The sequence below is a fragment of the Pseudomonas sp. GD03842 genome (genome assembly GCF_029841165.1).
Lineage (GTDB): Bacteria > Pseudomonadota > Gammaproteobacteria > Pseudomonadales > Pseudomonadaceae > Aquipseudomonas.
In genome coordinates, this window is the sequence record NZ_JAOCEA010000002.1 from 426,878 (window position 1) to 442,540 (window position 15,663).

Here is a 15,663-nt window from a genome sequence, read left to right on the forward strand (position 1 = left end):
TTGTGCGGGAGGCGTCCAGCCCTTACCCTTTCCCAGATGCCTTTCACGAGAGAAGGAGTGCCTGATGAGCTGGTCCGCCAAACAATATTCGATGTTCGAGCAACAACGCACCCGCCCGGTTCGCGACCTCGTGGCGGCGATGCCCGTCGAGCAGGTGAACACCGCGATCGATCTGGGCTGCGGCCCCGGCAATTCCACCGAAGTGTTGGCCGAACGCTTCCCCACCGCGTCGATCACTGGCCTGGACAGTTCGGAAGACATGCTGGGCGATGCGCGTCGGCGTTTGCCCAGCATCTCCTTCGAACTCGGGGACATCGGCGTCTGGAATCCCGCGCAGCGCTATGACGTGATTCTGGCCAACGCGTCGCTGCAGTGGGTGCCGAATCACCAGGCGCTGTATCCACGGCTGGTCAGTCACCTCAACCCGGGTGGCTGTCTGGCGGTGCAGACCCCGGACAATCTGGAGGAGCCAGCGCACAGGCTGGCTCGGGAGGTCGCTGCGAGCGGCCCGTGGTCGGGCAAGATCGCCTCGGTCAAGCATCCGGACCGTCATCCGGCGACCTACTATTTCGAATTGCTGCAGCCGCACTGTGCGCAGGTCGATGTCTGGCGAACGACCTACCACCATCCATTGGCGGGGGGGCATGAGGCGGTCGTCGAATGGTTCAAGGGCTCGGCGCTGCGCCCCTATCTCCAACGGCTGGACGAGAATGAACAGGCCGGTTTCCTCGACGCCTATCTGAAGGCGATTTCCCAGGCGTATCCCGCATTGGATGACGGTTCGGTGCTGTTGCCCTTCCCGCGGCTGTTCGTGGTCGCTGTGCGCTGATCGATGCGGGCGGCCGAGTGGATTTGGTTATAACCATAGATCCATTCGGTCTACCTTCTATATAAGATAAAGCGAGGCCGTTAGAGCAAAAATCGCTATGCTGCGCGCCGGATTTTCTTTCGCATGTCAGGCAGTCAATGGATTTCGGCAATATCGGTTTCGTCGTCGCAGGGTTGGTCGTTGGCTTCATCGTCGGCATGACCGGGGTAGGGGGCGGGTCGCTGATGACGCCGATTCTGTTGTGGTTCGGCATCAACCCGGCGACCGCCGTCGGCACCGATCTGCTGTACGCAGCCATCACCAAGAGCGGTGGCGTGCTGGTGCACAAGCGAAACGACAACATCGACTGGGGCATTACCGGCTGGTTGACATTGGGCAGTGTGCCCGCCGCTGGGCTGACCCTCTGGTTCCTCAGTACCCTGCACACTGCGCCGGATGCGATGAACGCCGTGATCAAGCAGGGCCTCGGTGTTGTGCTGTTGCTGACGGCGCTGGCCATCTTCTTCAAGAAAAGCCTGTTGGCGTTCGCCCAACGCCATGCCGGTGATCACTACCGCTTGAGCAATCGCAGCCTGAACGCGCTCACGGTCATCACGGGCGTGGTGCTCGGTGTCATGGTCGCCCTGACGTCCATCGGTGCGGGGGCGTTGGGCACGGTCGCTCTGTTCATTCTCTATCCATTCCTCGACACCCGCCGGCTGGTGGGGACCGAAATCGCTCATGCCGTTCCCTTGACCCTGATCGCAGGCCTGGGCCACGCGAGCATGGGCAACATGAACTGGTCGATGCTGGGTTTCCTGCTGATGGGCTCTCTGCCCGGCATTTACATGGGCAGCCACTTGGCGGGCCGGATTCCAGATGCGCTGCTGCGACCCTGCCTGGCCGTGATGCTGGTCGCTATCGGCTACAAACTCGCGTTCTGAGCCAGACAACCGGGCCAGTGCCTGGTTTTCCAAGTGCACGCTGAAGCCTGCGCGCTTGCAGAGAAGGATTGGCGCACCGGCTGAATGGACACACGCCCTTGGCCGCCTGAGCGGTTCAGGTGGCCAAAGGCGTCATCGGCGTCAGCAGAGCCGATCGATCACGCGAACCCCTTCCTGGTGCCGGGCGGCGCCCCATTCGCTGCTGAGCGTTTCCAGCACTTGCCCCAAGAACTGCTTGTCAGCGGCGGCCTTCTTGCCGACATAACCCTGACCCTTGCGGTACATCTTCAGCCGCGCGCGCATGTGCGGGTGGCGGTCGACGAATTCCTGCTCCTCGGTGCAGGCCCCCAGGCCGTCCATGTGGACGTCACCCTTTTCACATACCCAGAGAATGTGGCTATCGAGGGAGTCCTTCTGCGCCGCGAACAGTCGAGCCAATTGATCAATGGTGGGTTGATTGTTCAGATTCATGATTGGATTACCCCTTTTTGCCCATTTGTCAGCTATCTGGTGAGTTCACACGTCATGGCGAATCGTCCATCGATTCGCAGCCTTGGCACACGCTGGCAAACCCAGGGCGTCGATGCCTGCAACGGCATGCGGCACACAGGATGTAGTGCAGATGAGAGGTCGCTACGGAAAGCGTCGAAACGCAGGGGAGAAATGGCGGGCGTCGGCAGACACTGGCGACGTATCGTGGTCGGCCACAAGTGTCATGAGGACGTTTCGCCAGCGCTCGGCCTATGGGTCGATCTTGCCGGTTCGGCTTCATCAATCTGCCTTGTGGGCAGCACACATCCAGAGGTTGTACGACGGCTACGTCGAACGGTCCCGGAATACTTTTGCCAGCTCTCCCGATCGGGGAGACGGCCTCACTATGCAATCGGGAAAACGCTTCGTCAACCGTTTTGTAGTGAATATTTTTAAATACTACATATTTTGTAGTTCCAATACACAAAGGTCCGTTCGTGACTACAAAGTCAGTCCTCGCGGAACCAATGCTCGGCGTTCTCGTGCACTTCACGGCGTGGTCGGGCGGCTGGTGTATGCTCTGCACCACGCCTGTCTCCAGGTGCTGGAGACCTATTCGGACAGCTGAGGATGATCATGCAACCACTCGTACTCCCGACCTATGACGACGTGCTCGCGGCGGCGCGGCGCATCGATGGCCACGCCCACAAAACGCCGGTGCTGACTTCACGCACGGCGGACCGCGAGCTGGGCGCCCAGTTGTTCTTCAAATGTGAAAACTTTCAGCGCATGGGCGCATTCAAATTTCGCGGCGCGTTCAATGCCTTGTCGAAGTTCGACGCCACCCAGCGCCGACATGGCGTCGTGGCATTTTCATCGGGCAATCACGCGCAGGGCATCGCATTGTCGGCGCAACTGTTGGGCATTCCCGCGACTATCGTGATGCCGCACGATGCTCCGGCGGCCAAGGTCGCCGCGACCCGGGAATACGGGGCCACGGTGGTGACCTACGACCGTTACCGTGAGGACCGTGAAGCCATCGGCCGGGCGCTGGCCGAGGAGCAGGGGCTGACGTTGATTCCGCCTTACGATCACCCGGACATCCTCGCGGGGCAGGGTACGGCGGCCAAGGAGTTGTTCGAAGAAGTGGGGCCATTGGATGCGCTGTTCGTCTGCCTCGGAGGCGGCGGCCTGCTCAGTGGTTCGGCACTGGCAACCCGTGCCCTGGCGCCTGATTGCAAACTGTATGGGGTCGAGCCTGAAGCGGGTAACGACGGGCAGCAATCCTTGCGGGCCGGGCACATCGTCAAGATCGACACGCCAAAAACCATTGCCGACGGGGCACAGACCCAGTATCTGGGCCAGTACACGTTCAGCATCATTCAGCGGGACGTCGACGATATCCTGGTGGCCAGCGATGCGCAGTTGGTCGATGCCATGCGCTTTTTCGCCGAGCGCATGAAGATGGTCGTGGAGCCCACCGGATGCCTGGGGTTCGCCGCAGCCCGAGCGATGGCTACGCAGCTCAAAGGGCAGCGTGTCGGTGTGATCATTAGCGGCGGCAACATCGACTTGAACAACTACGCGAAGCTCTTGGCGCCGTCGCTCGCGGCCACCGATTGACCCGTGCATGGCCCATGATCGTCCCGCTTGAGCCTGGTGGGCTGCGCCTCAGGCGGGCTCAGCCACACCCGCGCGCTGTCGACGGTACAGCGCCAAGGTTGCCGAGAAGCCGCACACAGCGGCGAACATCAGCCAAAAGGCCGGTGATGCCTTGTCACCGGTCGCCTGTACCAGCCAGGTGGACATCGCGGGCGTGAAGCCTCCGAAGATCGCCGTCGCCAGGCTGAATGCCAGCGAGAACCCCACCACCCGAACATTCTGCGGCATCACTTCAGTCAACGCTGCGACCATGGCGCCGTTGTACATGCCGAAGAAAAACGAGAAATACAGCAGCACGGCCAGCAGGCGTTCGAAGCTCGCGGCTTCGGCCAGCCAATGCATGGCCGGATAGGCCGTGACCATGCACAGCGTCGAGATGCCGAGGAGCAGCGGACGGCGCCCGATGCGGTCGGAGATCGCGCCGCCGACCGGCAGCCAGATGAAGTTGGTGAGGCCCACGAACAGGGTGACGATCAGGCTGTCGGTGGTGCTCAGGTGCAGCACCGATTTCCCGAAGGTCGGGGTGTAAACGGTGATCAGGTAGAACGTGGTGGTGGTCATCGACGCCAGCAGCCCACCGGCCAGTACCGTGCGCCAGTTGTCACGCATCGAGCGGAACACCTCGCCCGCGCTCGGGTGATGCACCCGGGCGCTGAATGCTTGGGTTTCCTGGAGCGAGCGACGGATCACGAAAATGAACGGGATGATCGCGCAGCCGACGAAAAATGGAATACGCCAACCCCACGCCGCGATCTGCGTGCCGTCCAGCCAGGCGTTGATGCCGTAGCCCAGCGCCGCCGCCAGGATGATTGCGATCTGCTGGCTGGCCGACTGCCAACTGGTGTAGAAGCCAGTGCGCCCCGGCGTGGCGATTTCGGCCAGGTACACCGAGACGCCGCCCAGTTCGGCACCTGCCGAAAAGCCTTGCAGCAGACGACCGAGCAGCACCAGAACAGGCGCCGCCAGGCCAATGCTGGCGTAGCCGGGTACCAGCGCGATCAGCACCGTGCCGCACGCCATGATCGACAGCGTGACGATCAGACCTTTGCGTCGCCCGACCTTGTCGATATACGCCCCCAGAATGATGGCGCCCAAGGGACGCATCAGAAAGCCGGAGCCGAACACCGCGAAGGTCATCATCAGCGATGCGAACTCGCTGGTGGCGGGAAAAAAGGTCTGTGCGATATAGGTGGCGTAGAACCCGAACAGAAAGAAATCGAACTGTTCGAGAAAGTTGCCGCTGGTGACGCGGACGATGGCGGCGAATTTCGCCGTCCGCGACGAGGAGGTGGAGGCTGTACTGTTCATCATGGCTAGGGTGTGCTCGGTATTGTTATTGGAATGCTGGATGCTGCGATGGGCAGGTGCGTATCAGTCGGTCCCGGCGTTGATCGGATTCGGCTGACGTTTTTCGATGGAAAATTTCAATAGGGCCGCGCTGCGGAAAACGCCATGGGCGAACTTGCTGTAGGGCATGGTCAGAAAGAACGCCATGACGAATCCAAGGTGCACCGCCAGCAGGAGGCCCAGCGCGGCGGTTTCGCGGAACGCCAGCAGTGCCAGGCCGCTGATGCTCAGGGCCAACAACAGAGCGATGAATCCCCGATCCATGGGTTTCTGATCGCTGTCCCCATGTTCCGGGTGCCGACGCAGGTTCATCCACAGCAGGCCGGCCGGGCCGACCAGCAGGCCGATGCCGCCCACGACTCCGAGCATGACCGGGAGACTCAGGACCGGATAGGGTGCATGCCACTCGAGCAGGAAGTGGTAGAGCGTCGCTACCCCGGTCGCCGCCAGGCACAGCATGAAGCCGTAGAACGTCAGGTGATGAAAACGGCGACGCCATAAGGTGAAGCGATCGTCTTCGTTGTTGCAGCCCTGGCCGTGCCCCCCGTCCAGGTAGGTGAGTCGTGCAACATTGGCGGTGGCCTCCAGTGCGGCAGACGTCTTCAGCGAAGGGGTGGCTGCGCCTGGCCTGACATCTTGCCAGAACCGTCGTACCCCGATGACCAGGGCGAGCACGGCAAATGCGAAGACTGCGCCGAACATCAGGGCCAGGGTGTTGTGTGGGAAGATGCGGTAGAAGTCGCCACCCGGGACGGCGGTGAACAAGTTGCCCATGAGCAGCAGCGTCAGGCACAAAAACAGCGCCAATCCAGCGCCCGAGGCCAGCGCGAGCAGGAGACCGTTGCGTCGATAGAGCCCACCCAGAGGTTTTGGCCAGGCATATTCGCTGTAGGTCTGCAGTCGCACCTTGGCCATCGCGGTCGGTACGTTGACCGCGAATTCATGGGGTGCGGCGTATTGACAGGCGTGCAGGCAGGCGCCGCAGTTGTGGCAGAGGTTGGCGAGGTAGTGGATGTCCGCCTGGGCGAACTCCAAACGACGGGTCATGGCGGGGAACACCGCGCAAAAGCCTTCGCAATAGCGGCAGGCATTGCAGATCGTCATCTGCCGCTGGGCTTCGGTTTCCTGAAGGTTGAGCACCGGGATCAGTTCACCGGGCGAGGCGGGATCAAACAGCTGCATGGTGCGGCTCCGAAAAAGTGTGGAAAGGCCCCATGCCCGCGGCAGCAGCGGCCTGTGTGCCGGCAATGCGGCCGAACGCCGTACCGATCGCCATGCCGATGCCGGCGGTGTAGCCCTTGCCCAGCACGTTGCCCGCCATCATTTCTCCGGCGACGAACAGGTTGCGGCTCGGTTGGCCATTGAAGTGCACGGCGGCGTTCTCATCGGTGGCCAGACCCAGGTAGGTGAATGTCACCCCGGGCTTGAGCGGATAGGCCTGGAACGGTGGCTTGACCAGCGGGCGCGCCCAATGGGTTTTGGCGGGGGTCAGGCCTGAGGTGTGGCAATCGTCGAGGGTGGTGTGGTCGAAGGTGCCGACGCTGCAGGCGCGGTTATAGCGCTCTACCGTGTCGACGAACGTCGCTTCTGGCAGCCCCAGCTTGCGCGCCAGTTCCGCGAGGGTATTGGCCTGGGTGCCGGGAAATACCGGCGGCATGAAGCGGCCAATGGCTTGCTGATCGATGATCGAATACGCTTGCTGCCCCGGTTGCCCCGCGACCAGTCGTCCCCAGATCGCGTAGCGCTTGGGCCAGAAATCCTCTCCTTCGTCGTAGAAACGCTCGCCGTCGCGGTTGACCACCACGCCCAGTGATACACAGTCAATGCGTGTGCAGATGCCGCCGTCGTAGAGCGGCGCACGGGCGTCGATCGCCACCATATGCGCCTGGGTCGGGTCGCCGATCACGTCGGCGCCCAGTTCGATCATGCGCCGCAGCAGCACGCCGGTGTTGAAACGCGTGCCGCGTATCAGGAAGTTATCCGAGGGCCACTCGCCGCGCTCATTCTGGCCCCAGGCCTCCCGCAGCCATTCGCGGTTCGACTCGAAGCCGCCGGCGGCGAGCACGCAGGCGCGGGCTTCAATGCGTTCGGCAGGCAAGCGCTGGCCATCGACGGTGCGCTCGGCGAGGTGAGCGGCGACGAATTGCCCGCCATCCAGTTCCAGATCGCTGACCTGAGCGTCATAGCGGATCTGCACGCCCAAGCGCTCGGCACTGCGGAAATAGGCATTCACCAGCGCTTTGCCGCCGCCCATGAAGAAGGCATTGGTTCGCGCGACATGCAACGCGCCTGACAGTGGAGGCTGAAAATTCACGCCGTGCCGCCGCATCCAGTCGCGGCAGTGTGACGAGGCGCGGATGGCAATGCGGGCCAGTGTTTCGTTGGTCAACCCGCCAGTGACTTTCAGCAGGTCTTGCCAGTATTCCTCCTCGGGGTAGGCGTCTACTAAAACGTCCTGTGGTGCATCGTGCATGCAGCGCAGGTTGCGCGTGTGCTGGGAATTGCCGCCCCGCCAGCGCTTCGGCGAGCCCTCCAGCAGCATCACGCTTGCGCCGGCCTCTCGTGCCATGAGGGCGGCGCAGAGCGCGGCGTTACCGCCGCCTATGACTAGAACATCGATCATGCTTTCTCCTCGAACGCCTTCAGTCGGAACAGGGCTGTCGGCGAGTGGGAGAACAGTAGGGACCGGTCGAGAAGAGCGAAAGACCGGATTTACCCTGGGGTGTTTAGTTTTAGTAAAGGGTCAGGGCGGTGGATGGCGCTCGCTCCGAGTCACCGTTCCCCCAGCCAGCTCGCGCCTGGCCATTGGCGGTGAGCGACCAACTCCCGCGCGACATCAGTGATGACCACGCGTGTAGCCAGCGCCGCTGGCGACAGCTCGTCATCGCTGAGCGTCGCCAGGAAGTTGCGGCGGCCGACGTGAGGGTCGGCAATCTGCACCAGCGTGAGTCCGGATTCACCGCTGAGTGCGGCTGCCGCACCGGGCTGAATGGTCGCCGCATGCCCGGCTCGCACGGCATTCATCAGCACCGCCAGGCCGTCCACTTCCATGATGATGTTGGGCACCACGCCTGCGCGCTCGAAAGCCGTGACCAAAGTCGAACGAAGACCGTGTTGCGCGCTTGGCGCGACCAGCGGCAGGTTGCCCAGCTCGGCCAGGCGCACGCTGTCGCCCACTGGGGCGCCGCGCAACGTCGGGCAGGCGAGGACAAACAGCTTCTCGTCCAGTAAAGGGGTGACGCTCCAGCGTTTGCCGCCTTCCAGCTGAAACAGGATCGCCAGGTCGATCTGGCGGGAGTTGAGCTGTGAAGCGAGGTGGCCCGAGAGCATCTCCACCAAATGCAATTGAATGTCCGGGTAGCGCTCACGCATGGCAGCGATCAGTGGCAGGGCCAGCACCGTCGCCGTGGTAGGTGGCAGGCCAACGCTGACGTAGCCGCTCATGCGCCCACGGTGCGCCGCCAGTACCGCGTTGTCGGCCTGACGGAGGGTCAACTGGGCATGGTGGAGGAAGGCAAGGCCGGCGGGGGTGGCGGTGACGCCGGTCGATGTGCGGTTCAGCAGGCGGGTGCTTAGCTCGCTTTCCAGCTTGCCAATCTGCTGGCTCAAGGCGGAAACCCCCACCTCCAGTTCCAAGGCCGCCCGCCCCAGGCTGCCCAGTTCGACGATTTTCACGAAGTAACGCAATTGGCGCAGTTCCACGCGGGGTTCTCCAGTGGCGGTGCGGTCAGGGGTAAAGGCGCGGGGTCAGTCTACCTGCACCGGGCCGTGGTATCGGTCGTTGTGCACCAAAAAGTGCCTGTCATGGCCTTGGCAGAGACGGAAACCGCGCACGTTTGCCTTGTCACGCGGCGACGGAACCCACGGCGGTCGCCGCGTGCGAGGAATTCGCTGAAGGAGGATGCGCTGATGGCATTGTGCTTGCAGCGCTTGCTGCACACATGGAGGGAGAAACCGAATGTTTTCATTGCGTGGCAACAAACGCCGGGCCCATGACGATGACGCGTTGAACCTGTTGTTCGAGGACTTGGACCTGACGGTGCAATTGTCCGACCACTCGCCACTGAATACCCGTTTGAACGGCTTCAGCAAGACCCTCCACCAGCGGCTGGGCGAGAGCCTGGCGGCCTCCGTGGACATCGCCGCCCATGCCCCCGAACTGGCGCGCATCGCCCGCGCCACCGAGCAGAGCGGTCAGTTGTTGGCTCAGGCGTCGGAACTGATCGCCAGCGCCAGCGAGCAGGTCAGCACCTCGCTGGACACCGAACTGGTGCCCGGCGCCGCGCAAGTGGCCAAGCTCTCCAGTGAGGTCACCTTGACCCTGCGCCAATGCCAACAGACCGGGGAGCAAGTGCTCGGGCAAGTGGATGCGATCGGCGCCAGCGAGCAAAAGCTCGAAGCGGTGATTGGCCAATTGTTCGGGCAGCTCGAAGAAGTCAGTCAGGTGCTGGGGGTGATCGCCAGCATTTCACAGCAAACCAACTTACTGGCGTTGAACGCTGCCATCGAAGCGGCCCGCGCAGGCGAACATGGCCGGGGCTTCGCTGTGGTCGCCGACGAGGTGCGCCGGCTGGCAGGGCACACCACCGAGTCCACCGCTCGGGTCAGCCAGATCATCGAGCGCTTCAGGTCAGACATGGATCAGTTGGGTGCTGCCGGGAAAATCATGCACGCGGCCGTCGCCGATGGTCGGGAAGGGATGACCCGCATGGGCGAGGACCTGCACGGTACTCAGTCGGCCATGGATCAGTTGGACCAGCGCGTCGGTCACATCGCCTCGGGCACCGAACACATCGGGATCGCTGTGCATGCCATCAACCGCGACGTGCAGAACATCGCGGGGGTGGCTGCCGAGCTGTTGAGCAATGCCGGTCAGGTGCTGACTCACAGTGACGCCGTGCGCAACAGTGGCGATCACTTGTTGAACGGCCTGGGAGGCTTTCGGCTGGAGATGCACAAGGCCATTCAGCACACCGTCGAGCGGTTGGGCAGCGAGGCCGCCATGAATGGCGATGTGCAAACCGCCGAGCGCTTCATGCGCGACACCCTGCAGCGCGATCAGCGATTCGAGCTGTTCTACATGGTAGATCGCAACGGTACGCAGATCAGCGAGAACATCGGTTTGGAAACGGACAGCAAAGCACCGAGCTGCAAAGGGCGCAACTGGGCGCAGCGTCCATGGTTCAGAGCGGTGGCCGAGCAGCTCAGCAGCCATATCACGCCGGTGTACCGTTCCTCGGCGACCGACGCCTTCTGCATCACGGTCTCGGTGCCGATTTTCGCGGCCAACGGGCAGTTGCACCGGGTACTGGCAGCCGACGTGCGCCTGTCGGCATTGCTCTAGGCTCTCGTTGAAGCGTCTTGGGACGAAGGTCAGGCGAGGCGGTTTTCAGCGCAGCATCACCGCGTATCAAGGCTTCTCAGACAGAGCCAAGGCCGCACCGGACTCAGGCCCGATTCAGGCACCCCGTGGGCAGTTGGAAACGGATCATCGCGCCGCCCAGTTCAGAGGTCTCGGCGTAGAGGTTGCCTTTGTGTGCTTCGATGACTGATCGGCAAATGGTCAGGCCCATGCCCAGGCCGCTGGCCTTGGTGGTGTAAAACGCGTCGAAGATCTGCTGCCGGGCGTGGAGCGGAATGCCGGGGCCGTTGTCTTCGACACTCACTTGCACGCCATCGCGCAGCGAACGGGACGAGACCCTGAGCACCCCTCCCGTACGCAGGTGGGCGGCCACCGCCTCGATGGCATTGGCGATCAGGTTGAACACCAATTGCTGGATCTGTATCGCATCAGCGGTCACGCATTGATCGGCGTCCAGTCGTGGCTCCAGCGTGATGCGGTGACGCAACAACGCGGGGGTGTTCAGGCGGATGGCTTCCTCGATGACCTCGTTCACGTTCACCGCCTGCGGCGTGCAGATCGATTGCTTGGCCAATGCGCGCAGCGAGGCCACGATCCCGGCGGCCCGTTCGCAGTCCTTGCGGATGTCCGCCAGGCCATCCAGGGCCTCGTTCAGGTTCGGTGTGTCGCGCTGCAGCCAGCGCATACACGCGGCGGCATTCGAGGCGATAGCCAGCAGCGGTTGGCAGATTTCGTGAGCGATGGACACCGTGAGCTCACCCATGGCTTTCAGATGCGCATTGCGGGCCTGTTCGGTCGGGCTACAGGGCGTTGGAATTGACGACGGGTGCGAGAGGGAGGGCGAGCGCAGTGACAAGGTGGCCAGGCGTTGGGGCGCGTCGGCAGAAAGAGACGGCCCAACGTCACCGTGTGACTCGGGGGTAAAGTGCCAGGTCGGCCCGCCATTGTCGCGCCCGAAGGCCACGTCATAGCGGTCGCACCATGAATGATCTGCAGCGCTGCCGGTGCCCGGAGAACGCCTGAATGGACTTTCTTCTGGCATCGTGCCCTCCGTTATCTGAGCGTTTTCCTGTCATCGCCCGAGTATACGCAGGGATATTGAGCGGACACCGGCCAGCCTTTCCTTTGGCAGAATCGGGCACCCGGATGGCCGTCACAGACCCCCGTGACGACACACGGGAGCCGTCAGCCCCGTGAGTGAGCCGAACGCCCGCACTCAGGCGATGCCGATTTTCCATTGCGCGGGCGGTGGAGTGCCGTTGACGGCATAGTCCCCGACGATTCGATCCTTGTAGATGCGAGGGTTATGGGAGGTCAGGGTGCGGGCATTGCGCCAGAACCGGTCCAGGCCCTGAGGGCGCAGCGTGGCCGACGCACTCAAGGCATCGAACATCCGCGTGCTCGCGTCCAGAATCAGCTCGCTGACCACTGTTTGTGACTGCGCGATCTCCAGCTCCGCGATATCGACCGCTTGCTTCAATTGGGCTGCATCGCCGTGCAGCCGGGCCTGGTAGGCGCGCTCCAGCGCTTCGGCCGTTTTCAGAACGATGGCCCCGGCGCTGTAGGCTGCCGCACGCAGACTGCCTACCACTTGGAGCACTTGCGGATCCTGGGCCACCCGCGTGGCGTTGCCGTTGCTGAAACTGCGGGTACGGCTGGCGACTGCCGCGGCCACTTCGCCGCTGAGTGCACGGCCGATGCCTGCCAGATTGGCCAAGTGGACGATCTGATACAGGGCCGGGGCATACTGAAATTTGTCGTCCACACTGACGATGTTGCGGGTGTCCACCGCAACGCCCCTGACATGGGTGGTGCCGCTGGCGGTCAGGCGCTGGCCGAAGCCGTTCCAGTCGTCCACCACCTCGACGCCTTCGGCATCGCGCCGCACCGTCACGAAGACGCGCTTGTCCTCGTGATCGCTGACGGCGACATCGATCCAGTCGCTGTATAGGCAACCGGTGGTGTAGAACTTATTGCCGTCGATGCGCCATTGCTCGCCGTCCAGGTACAGCTTCGAACTGAGGTGCGATTGCAGGCTGGCCCCCACCTCTCCGGTGGCCGGCCCTACGGTCTCGCCACGCACCAGGCGTTCGAACCACAGCTTGCGGCGCTCTTCGTCGCGACTGTTGAGCAGGTTTTCGATGAAGCCGATATGGCCGCGCAACGCCTGCACCAGGTTGGAATCGGCCTCGCCCAATTCGATCAACAAGTTGGTCAGTTCCGGCAGGCTGACGCCGCCACCGCCGAACGCCTTCGGAACCCGCAGCGCCGTGAACCCGGACGCTTTGAGCAATTGCAGTTCTTCGATGGGCAACCGACGCTCCAGTTCGCGGCTGATCGCTCCTTCGCGCAAGTGCGCAAACAGCGGACGAAAGCGCTCGGCCAGTTGTTCATAACTGGCCGAGGGGCCTGCGCCCCAGGCCGCGTTGATTTGATGGGTCATACACGCTCGCTTCTTCAAGTGGCCAGTGAATAGGGTGAGGGGTCAAACGGTCGCGGGCTGGCTTCGCAGCAGCGTGGCCGGGTGTGCAGGCCGAGGCAGGCCCAGGCGTTCGCGCAGGGTGCTGCCACTCGGGCCGTCTTGGGGCACCAACCCCCGACGCTTCAGTTCAGGGAGGATCAGCGCGATGAAGTCGTCCAGGCCTTCCGGGTATGTCGGTGGCAGGATGTTGAACCCGTCCGCGCCATAGCCTTCGAACCAGGCCTGCAACTGATCGACGACTTCTTCGGGCGAGCCCACCAGTGTCCAATGCCCGCGAGCGCCCGCCAGTCGCAAGTACAGCTCACGGATACTCAGCCCCTCGGCCGCCAGTTGCAGAATCAGTTGCTGTCGGCTCTTCGAGGCGTTGCTGGCCGGCAGGTCCTGAGGCAGGGGGCCGTCCAGCGGCAGGTGAGACAGATCGATGCCGCCCAACAGTCCGGACAGCAAGCTCAGCCCCACCTGCGGATGCACCAGGTTTTGCAGGCGCTGGTGTTTGGCGTGGGCTTCGGCTGAGGTGGGCGCGGTGAAGATGGTCACCCCCGGCAGAATCTTGATGTGTTCGGGTTTGCGGCCCAATACTGCGGCGCGTGTCTTGATGTCGCTGTAGAACGCCTGGGCATCGGCCAGGCTCTGGTGGGCGGCGAAGATGGCTTCGGCAGTGGCAGCGGCCAGCGCGCGACCATCTTCCGAGGCCCCGGCCTGCACCAGCACCGGTCGGCCTTGAGGCGACCGCAGCACGTTCAGCGGTCCGCGCACGTGAAAATGCTCACCGTGGTGGTCAGCCAGGTGCAATTTATTGCGGTCCAGAAACACACCTTCAGCCTTGTCCAGCAGCAGGGCGTCGTCCTCCCAACTGTCCCAGAGCGCGTTCACCACCTTATGGAACTCCCTGGCTCGGCTGTAGCGATCAGCGTGCGCGGGTTGATCCCGCTCGGCAGCCCCGCCGAAGTTCTTGGCGGCATCCGGGTCACTGCTGGTCACCAGGTTCCAGCCAACCCGGCCACCGCTGATGTGGTCCAGCGAAGCGAACTGGCGCGCAAGGTTGAACGGTTCGCTGTAACTGGTGCTGGCAGTGGCGACCAAGCCAATGCGTGACGTTACGGTGGCCAGTGCCGACAGCAGCGTCAGCGGCTCGAAGTTCAGGCTAGGGGCGATCACCCGGTCGAACGTCGGCGCATCGATGCCCCGTACCGACACACTGTCGGCCAGGAACAGGGTGTCGAAACCGGCCGCTTCTGCCTTGCGGGCCAAGTCGATGAAATGGTCAAGGCGGATGCCCGCGTCCGCCTGCGAACCGCTGTCGCGCCATGCGGCGATATGGTGCCCGGTGGCCCGCAGAAACAGGCCGAGTTTGAGGGTGTCGGGACGTTGGCTCATGAAAGGCTCCTTGGAATCGTGGGCTCGGCGGCTCGCTGCGAAACCGACAGCTCGCGGGGCTGGATAGGCGAAACGTGCTGAACGCGATGTACACCTTCCCCGACCCGCCGGGCACGCTGCAGTGAAGCGTCCGAATGACCACCACTGCGCGATCGCGGCGTGGAATGACTCGGCAGACACACAAAGCGGTTCGCGAATCGATAGCTTCAAAGCGTCATAGCAATGGCTGTGCCGGTGACCGGCAGGCGGCGGTTTGAAAGGGCAAACCGGGCGGGGGAGGGAAAAGAAGCCGTCAAAAGCGTTGACTGCAGTGCGTCAATGTCACCCGTTTTGCTTGGCGACTGTTGCTGGACAAACACTTGGACGCGCAACGGCTGGCGCGATGTGGCAGGCCCTGGAGAAACGCTTGGGCTGGGCAGGCTGCGATTGTGGGCATCGTTGCCCGGGAGGATCGGCGCTCAGGCACGAGGCGCCGTTTGCTCGGCTCTGACAGGTGAGCGCGATCAAACGGCGTCTATCGATGGCGTGCCTCAAGACCGCTTCGGCAACACCCAATCCTTGCGAATGAAGTGACAGGTATAACCGTTCGGGATGCGCTCCAGATAATCCTGATGCTCGGGCTCGGCTTCCCAGAAGGCGCCGGCCGGACTGATCTCGGTCACCACCTTGCCGGGCCACAGGCCCGAGGCGTCGACGTCCTTCACCGTGTCTTCGGCGATCTGCTTCTGTTCTTCGTTCAGGTAGAAAATTGCCGAGCGGTAGCTCAGCCCGATGTCGTTGCCTTGCCGGTTGGCGGTGGACGGGTCGTGGATCTGGAAGAAGAACTCCAGAATCTTGCGGTAACTCAACACAGATGGATCGAAGACGATCTCGATGGCTTCGGCATGCGTGCCATGGTTGCGGTAGGTCGCATTCTCCACGTCGCCGCCGGAGTAGCCAACGCGCGTGGAGACCACCCCCGGATAGCGGCGCAGCAGATCCTGCATGCCCCAGAAGCAGCCGCCAGCCAGCAGCGCGGTTTCGGTTCGATTGGTCATGGTTCAATTCTTCCTGTGGCTCGATGGGCGCCCTGCGCCTGGCCGGGCAGCGGCCGGGTTCACGGTGCGCAGACTAGCTAAATGGAGATTAGTCACGCGAATTACTAGCCCGCCCGGCGTTTTTTCCAGCCAGGCCGCGTCGGGCCGCGTGCAATGATCGCGAGCGAAGGTTT

At 63.0% G+C, this 15,663-nt stretch carries 13 protein-coding genes; 4 read left to right on the plus strand and 9 right to left on the minus strand.

Annotation, left to right across the window (positions count from 1 at the left end; all coding sequences use genetic code 11):
- Positions 1-64 precede the first annotated feature (64 nt).
- Together tam and N5D61_RS04460 are read left to right on the plus strand one after the other, a co-directional pair.
- The gene (tam, locus tag N5D61_RS04455) at positions 65-829 is read left to right on the plus strand and encodes a trans-aconitate 2-methyltransferase (protein WP_279891029.1); all 765 of its coding nucleotides are present in this window, start codon (positions 65-67) and stop codon (positions 827-829) included.
- A gap of 137 nt (positions 830-966) precedes the next feature.
- The gene (locus N5D61_RS04460) at positions 967-1,752 is read left to right on the plus strand and encodes a sulfite exporter TauE/SafE family protein (protein WP_108239718.1); all 786 of its coding nucleotides are present in this window, start codon (positions 967-969) and stop codon (positions 1,750-1,752) included.
- Between the two features lie 141 nt (positions 1,753-1,893).
- Here N5D61_RS04460 and N5D61_RS04465 read toward each other — a convergent pair whose 3' ends face one another.
- Entirely contained in the window at positions 1,894-2,223 is a 330-nt protein-coding gene (locus N5D61_RS04465; RefSeq protein ID WP_108239717.1) for a hypothetical protein, read from the minus strand.
- Positions 2,224-2,859: 636 nt separating this feature from the next.
- Here N5D61_RS04465 and N5D61_RS04470 point away from each other — a divergent pair.
- Positions 2,860-3,846, plus strand: coding sequence for a threo-3-hydroxy-L-aspartate ammonia-lyase (locus N5D61_RS04470; protein WP_279891031.1), 987 nt, complete (start codon positions 2,860-2,862; stop codon positions 3,844-3,846).
- 48 nt (positions 3,847-3,894) lie between these two features.
- Here the strand turns inward: N5D61_RS04470 and N5D61_RS04475 are convergent, their stop codons facing one another.
- The 4 genes from N5D61_RS04475 to N5D61_RS04490 all read right to left on the minus strand — a co-directional run bounded on the left by N5D61_RS04475 (position 3,895) and on the right by N5D61_RS04490 (position 8,934).
- On the minus strand, positions 3,895-5,196 hold the full coding sequence (locus N5D61_RS04475) for an MFS transporter (RefSeq protein ID WP_218565131.1): 1,302 nt from the start codon (positions 5,194-5,196) through the stop codon (positions 3,895-3,897).
- Between the two features lie 60 nt (positions 5,197-5,256).
- Positions 5,257-6,414: a tricarballylate utilization 4Fe-4S protein TcuB gene (tcuB, locus tag N5D61_RS04480; RefSeq protein ID WP_279891032.1), complete on the minus strand. Its 1,158-nt coding sequence runs from the start codon at positions 6,412-6,414 to the stop codon at positions 5,257-5,259.
- The gene (gene tcuA / locus N5D61_RS04485; protein ID WP_279891033.1) at positions 6,401-7,855 is read right to left on the minus strand and encodes an FAD-dependent tricarballylate dehydrogenase TcuA; all 1,455 of its coding nucleotides are present in this window, start codon (positions 7,853-7,855) and stop codon (positions 6,401-6,403) included. The genes tcuB and tcuA overlap by 14 nt, the downstream gene beginning before the upstream one ends.
- Before the next feature lie 149 nt (positions 7,856-8,004).
- Positions 8,005-8,934, minus strand: a complete 930-nt coding sequence (locus N5D61_RS04490) for a LysR substrate-binding domain-containing protein (protein ID WP_279891034.1) — start codon at positions 8,932-8,934, stop codon at positions 8,005-8,007.
- Positions 8,935-9,190: 256 nt separating this feature from the next.
- Between N5D61_RS04490 and N5D61_RS04495 the strand changes: the two genes are divergently transcribed.
- A complete protein-coding gene (locus tag N5D61_RS04495) occupies positions 9,191-10,576 on the plus strand; it encodes a methyl-accepting chemotaxis protein (protein ID WP_279891036.1) in 1,386 nt (461 codons plus the stop codon).
- Between the two features lie 103 nt (positions 10,577-10,679).
- Here N5D61_RS04495 and N5D61_RS04500 read toward each other — a convergent pair whose 3' ends face one another.
- The 4 genes from N5D61_RS04500 to msrA all read right to left on the minus strand — a co-directional run bounded on the left by N5D61_RS04500 (position 10,680) and on the right by msrA (position 15,490).
- The gene (locus tag N5D61_RS04500; protein WP_279891037.1) at positions 10,680-11,636 is read right to left on the minus strand and encodes a HAMP domain-containing sensor histidine kinase; all 957 of its coding nucleotides are present in this window, start codon (positions 11,634-11,636) and stop codon (positions 10,680-10,682) included.
- 174 nt (positions 11,637-11,810) lie between these two features.
- Positions 11,811-13,037, minus strand: coding sequence for an acyl-CoA dehydrogenase family protein (locus tag N5D61_RS04505; protein WP_279891038.1), 1,227 nt, complete (start codon positions 13,035-13,037; stop codon positions 11,811-11,813).
- Positions 13,038-13,079: 42 nt separating this feature from the next.
- Positions 13,080-14,453: an LLM class flavin-dependent oxidoreductase gene (locus tag N5D61_RS04510; RefSeq protein WP_279891041.1), complete on the minus strand. Its 1,374-nt coding sequence runs from the start codon at positions 14,451-14,453 to the stop codon at positions 13,080-13,082.
- Positions 14,454-14,983: 530 nt separating this feature from the next.
- On the minus strand, positions 14,984-15,490 hold the full coding sequence (gene msrA, locus N5D61_RS04515) for a peptide-methionine (S)-S-oxide reductase MsrA (protein ID WP_108239710.1): 507 nt from the start codon (positions 15,488-15,490) through the stop codon (positions 14,984-14,986).
- Between the last annotated feature and the right edge of the window lie 173 nt (positions 15,491-15,663).